This window comes from Streptomyces sp. 13-12-16, assembly GCF_002114215.1.
GTDB lineage: Bacteria > Actinomycetota > Actinomycetes > Streptomycetales > Streptomycetaceae > Streptomyces.
Map to the genome: position 1 here is coordinate 5,681 of NZ_NCTE01000471.1, position 3,695 is coordinate 9,375.

A 3,695-nucleotide genomic window follows, 5' to 3' on the forward strand; every position below is an offset into this window, starting at 1 on the left:
GCCTCGATGATCGTGCTCGTCGCCGTGATGCTGGCGTTCCGCAGCTTCCCCGATCTGTCGTGGCTGCTGGTGGTCCCCGCGCTGCTGCTGCAGTTCGTGTTCAACACCGGGCTGGCGCTGGTCTTCGCGCGGATGGGCAGCAAGACGCCCGACCTGGCCCAGCTCATGCCGTTCGTGCTGCGCACCTGGATGTACGCGTCCGGCGTGATGTTCAGCATCCCGGCGATGCTGCACGACAAGGACGTGCCCACCTGGCTGGCCGACGTGCTGCAGTGGAACCCGGCGGCGATCTACATGGACCTGGTCCGCTTCGCGATGATCGACGAGTACGGCTCCTCCTACCTGCCCCCGCACGTGTGGGCGTTCGCGGTGGGCTGGGCGCTGCTGGCCGGCGTGATCGGCTTCGTGTACTTCTGGAAGGCAGAGGAGAGGTACGGCCGTGGCTGACACCACCGACGAGAAGGTCCCCACGGTCATCGCGGACGACCTGCACATCGTCTACCGCGTCAACGGCGCGAAGACCGGCAAGGGCAGCGCCACGGCGGCGCTCAGCCGCATCGTCAAGCGGGGCGAGGAGCGGGGCGTGCGCAAGGTGCACGCCGTGCGCGGGGTCTCCTTCGTGGCGTACCGGGGCGAGGCGATCGGGCTCATCGGCTCCAACGGCTCGGGCAAGTCGACCCTGCTGCGGGCCATCGCCGGACTGCTGCCCGCCGAACGGGGCAAGGTCTACACCGACGGCCAGCCCTCCCTGCTCGGCGTCAACGCCGCCCTGATGAACGACCTGACGGGCGAACGGAACGTCATATTGGGCGGGCTCGCCATGGGCATGTCCCGCGAGCAGATCAAGGCCCGCTACCAGGAGATCGTCGACTTCTCCGGGATCAACGAGAAGGGCGACTTCATCACCCTGCCGATGCGCACCTACTCCTCCGGCATGGCGGCCCGGCTGCGCTTCTCCATCGCCGCAGCCAAGGACCACGACGTCCTGATGATCGACGAGGCGCTGGCCACCGGCGACCGCAAGTTCCAGAAGCGCTCCGAGGCCCGCATCCGGGAGCTGCGCAAGCAGGCCGGCACGGTGTTCCTGGTCAGCCACAACAACAAGTCGATCCGCGACACCTGCGACCGCGTGCTCTGGCTGGAGCGCGGTGAGCTGCGCATGGACGGCCCCACCGACGAGGTGCTCAGGGAGTACGAGAAGTTCACGGGGAAATAGCCCGGTGCCAGGAGGGCCCCGCCGGAACTGTCCGGCGGGGCCCGGCGTCTGCGAAGAAGACGTCAACTCCGGCCGCCCGGTGGAATCTTGACGCCGATCGGTGTGTTGTCGTGTTGCGCGGGACCCCCGCCGTTACGCGTCACGTCGCACACCGTAAGCTGTACCGGTCCCGAAAGGCGGCAATCAGGGCCATAATGCCCGACACCATCCAACGGTGCCGCATGGCGAAAGCCTCGGCGGCGTGTCCGAAATAGTATGCATTGGGTCAGCAGTGTAGAACGGGAGATGTGACGGCAATGGCTACGGAGACTCCCCGGCTGAACGCAGCGTGTGCCGTCCCCGCCCATGGCAGTCCGCGATGACGCCCGTGTCCGCGGCGCGTGCCGCCGACCCCGAGCGCGCCACCCTCGACAAGGCCGCCGCCGAGAACTTCCCCGTGGCCCCCTTCTTCCTGCCCCGGCCCTGGCGCGACGCCCTCATGGCGGTGTACGGGTTCGCCCGTCTGGTCGACGACATCGGCGACGGTGACCTGGCCCCCGGCGGCACCGACGCCCGCCTCCTCGGGGTGACCGGGAAGGACGCCGAGGACCGGCTGGTGCTGCTGGACGCCTTCGAGGCGGACCTGCGCCGGGTGTTCGAACCGGCGGGCCCCGAGCCGGGCCACCCGCTGCTGCGCAGGCTCCGGCCGACGGTCCGCCGCCACGGACTGACCCCCGAGCCCTTCCTCGGCCTGATCGCCGCCAACCGCCAGGACCAGCTCGTCAAGCGGTACGAGACCTACGACGACCTGCTCGCCTACTGCGAACTGTCGGCCAACCCCGTCGGCCGCCTCGTGCTCGCCGTCACCGGCACCTCGACGCCCGAGCGCGTCCGCCGCTCCGACGACATCTGCACCGCCCTCCAGATCGTCGAACACCTCCAGGACGTCGCCGAGGACCTCGGCCGCGACCGTGTCTACCTGCCCGCCACGGACATGAAACGTTTCCACGTCCAGGAGGCGGACCTCGCCGCACCCACCGCCGGCGCATCGGTGCGCGCACTGGTCGCGTACCAGGCGGAACGCGCCCTCGGGCTGCTGAATGAAGGCTCCCCCCTCGTGGGTAGCGTCCACGGCAGACTCAGACTGCTGCTCGCGGGGTTCGTGGCGGGAGGAAGGGCGGCCCTCCGCGCGATCGCCGCCGCCGAATACGACGTACTTCCCGGCCCGCCCAAGCCCGGCAAGGTCCAGTTGCTGCGCGAGGCGGGCGCGACTCTGCGAGGAAAGGGGTGATCCGGACCGTGGAGTCGCAACCACCCGCGTCCGCACCGGTACTCGCCGCCTACAGCTACTGCGAGGCCGTCACCGGACAGCAGGCACGCAACTTCGCCTACGGCATCCGGCTGCTGCCGACGCCCAAGCGGCGCGCGATGTCGGCGCTGTACGCGTTCTCCCGGCGCGTCGACGACATCGGCGACGGCCCGCTGGCGAACGACGTCAAGGTGGCCCGGCTGGAGGACACCCGGGCGCTGCTCACCCGGATCCGCGACGGCGCGGTCGACGAGGACGACACCGACCCGGTCGCGGTCGCCCTCGCCCACGCCGCCGAGCACTTCCCGATCCCGCTCGGCGGCCTGGACGAACTCATCGACGGCGTCCAGATGGACACCCGCGGCGAGACCTACGAGACCTGGGACGACCTCAAGGTCTACTGCCGCTGTGTCGCGGGCGCCATCGGGCGGCTCTCGCTCGGCGTGTTCGGCACCGAACCGGGTGCGCGCGGCGCCGAACGCGCATCCGAGTACGCCGACACCCTCGGCCTCGCCCTCCAGCTCACCAACATCCTCCGCGACGTCCGCGAGGACGCCGAGGGCGGACGCACCTACCTGCCCGCCGACGACCTCGCCAAGTTCGGCTGCTCGGCCGGGTTCGACGGGCCCACGCCACCGGAGGGCTCCGACTTCGCGGGCCTGGTCCACTTCGAGGTGCGCAGGGCCCGCGCCCTCTTCGCCGAGGGCTACCGGCTGCTCCCCCTGCTCGACCGGCGCAGCGGCGCCTGTGTCGCCGCCATGGCCGGCATCTACCGCCGGCTCCTGGACCGCATCGAGCGAGACCCCGGGGCGGTGCTGCGCGGCCGGGTCTCCCTGCCCGGCCGCGAGAAGGCGTACGTCGCGGTGCGCGGCCTGTCCGGCCTGGACACCCGGCACGTGACCCGGCGCGCCGTCAGGAGGCGCTCCTGATGGACACCCCGCACCCCGGCGGAAAACGGCGGGCAACCCTCCGCCGCGACGCCGCGTCCCAGACTGAGACGGCCGGTCCCGCACCGTTCGAGCGGCGCACCGGCCGCACGGGGGAGGGCGCATGAGCCACGGCACACGTTCCGCGGGGCCGCTCACGGACGACCTCGTTCCGGCGGGACGGCACGCCGTCGTCGTCGGCGGCGGGCTCGCCGGCGTCACCGCCGCGCTGGCGCTCGCCGACGCCGGGGTGGGCGTCACCCTG

General features: G+C 71.3%; 5 protein-coding genes. All 5 read left to right on the forward strand.

Annotated elements, in window-relative coordinates:
• Positions 1-447: ABC transporter permease (locus B7767_RS18815; protein WP_179167195.1), on the forward strand; the 447-nt coding region annotated here is incomplete at its 5' end.
• Positions 440-1,216: an ABC transporter ATP-binding protein gene (locus B7767_RS18820; protein ID WP_085573198.1), complete on the forward strand. Its 777-nt coding sequence runs from the start codon at positions 440-442 to the stop codon at positions 1,214-1,216. The genes B7767_RS18815 and B7767_RS18820, both read left to right, overlap by 8 nt.
• Positions 1,217-1,574: 358 nt before the next feature.
• Positions 1,575-2,486 (forward strand): squalene synthase HpnC, encoded by a 912-nt coding sequence (hpnC, locus tag B7767_RS18825; RefSeq protein WP_085573199.1) that lies wholly within the window; start codon positions 1,575-1,577, stop codon positions 2,484-2,486.
• Positions 2,483-3,433 (forward strand): presqualene diphosphate synthase HpnD, encoded by a 951-nt coding sequence (gene hpnD, locus B7767_RS18830; RefSeq protein WP_085573200.1) that lies wholly within the window; start codon positions 2,483-2,485, stop codon positions 3,431-3,433. Before hpnC ends, hpnD begins: the two co-directional genes overlap by 4 nt.
• Positions 3,433-3,558, forward strand: coding sequence for a DUF6380 family protein (locus B7767_RS49345; protein ID WP_352387181.1), 126 nt, complete (start codon positions 3,433-3,435; stop codon positions 3,556-3,558). Before hpnD ends, B7767_RS49345 begins: the two co-directional genes overlap by 1 nt.
• Positions 3,559-3,695: the final 137 nt, after the last annotated feature.